The organism is Streptomyces sp. SM1, from assembly GCF_002910825.1.
Lineage (GTDB): Bacteria > Actinomycetota > Actinomycetes > Streptomycetales > Streptomycetaceae > Streptomyces > Streptomyces okerensis.
This window is the reverse complement of the sequence record NZ_NEUB01000341.1, coordinates 1-1,181: the sequence shown is the minus strand read 5'-3', so window position 1 is coordinate 1,181 and position 1,181 is coordinate 1. Positions and strand designations below refer to the sequence as shown.

1 protein-coding gene and 1 pseudogene are annotated in these 1,181 nt (G+C 71.1%); one reads left to right on the top strand and one right to left on the bottom strand.

Annotated elements, in window-relative coordinates; genetic code table 11:
• The coding region (locus B9S61_RS08645; RefSeq protein ID WP_103541723.1) for a L,D-transpeptidase family protein at positions 1 to 645 on the top strand (645 nt) is incomplete at its 5' end.
• 188 nt (positions 646 to 833) lie between these two features.
• On the opposite strand, the pseudogene B9S61_RS40725 reads toward B9S61_RS08645, so the two are convergent.
• A pseudogene (locus B9S61_RS40725) lies at positions 834 to 1,181 on the bottom strand (hypothetical protein); the annotation flags it as partial.

Below are 1,181 nucleotides of genomic sequence, written 5' to 3'. Positions count from 1 at the left end.
AGTCCTCCATGTTCTCGCAGTGATGTGCGTCGCACGATCTCCGGGCGGGACATCCGGGAGCTCCAGGCCCGGCTGCGGCAGGTCGCCTGGATCTTCCACGGGCCCACGGGGACCTACGACGGCCTGACGGAGAAGGCGGTCCGGGGATTCCAGGGCAAGCGCGGACTGCCGGAAACCGGGGTGACCGACAGCGTCACCTGGCAGCGGCTGCTCGCGATGACGCACGAGCCGGGCAGGTGGGAGCTGTACCTGATGGGCGGCCAGCCCGCCGACCGGCCCGACGCCCGCTGCCGGACCGGGCGGGTGCTGTGCATCAGCAAGTCGAGCCGCACCCTGCGCTGGATGATCGACGGGCGGACGGTGTCGACAATGCCGGTCCGCTTCGGATCGGAGTACACACCGACCCGTGAGGGTGTTTTCCACGTCTACTGGAAGTCCCGGCACCATGTGTCCACGCTCTATGACTCGCCGATGCCGTACGCCATGTTCTTCAGCGGCGGCCAGGCCGTGCACTTCTCGGCCGACTTCGCCGCGCGGGGGTACGGCGGCGCCTCGCACGGCTGCGTCAACGTACGGGACGAGGCGGCGATCGCGCGGCTGTACGAGCAGGTGCGCGACGGCGACAAGGTCGTCGTGCACTGGTGAGATGGGGCGCGGGCGGGACCGGGGGAACGTGTCCCGCCCGCGCCGAGGTGCACGAGCCGTGAGTACGGGGGGAACCCCGGCTCCGTGCGACGGCCGATGACCAGTCGGCTCACTCATTACTGCGTCACGCGGGCCGGAAGTGTCACACCTGGCGTCACAACCATGTCAGCGATCAACAAAAGCGCAGGTCAGGGCTTGTTCCCCTGGGACTCGGAGTTCCCGGAGCCCTGCCCCTGCCCGGCGCCCCGGCCCTTCTTGCCGTTGCCGCCGCTGCTCCCGCCGTTGCCCTTGCCGGGGCCGGGGCCGGAATCGCTGCTGTCGCCGTTGCCCTTGCCGGCGCTCTTGCCGTTGTCACCGCTCTTGCCGTTGTCACCGCTCTTGCCGTTGCCGCCGCTCTTGCCGTTTCCCTTGCCGTCGTCTCCGCCGGCGGGGGTGTCCGCGTCGGTGCCCTTCCCCTGCGCGGGCCCGGCGCCGGAGCCGCCCTCGCCCGAGGACAGCGCGTCCGCGCAGTACGGGCCGACCCCGGCGGGGCCGCC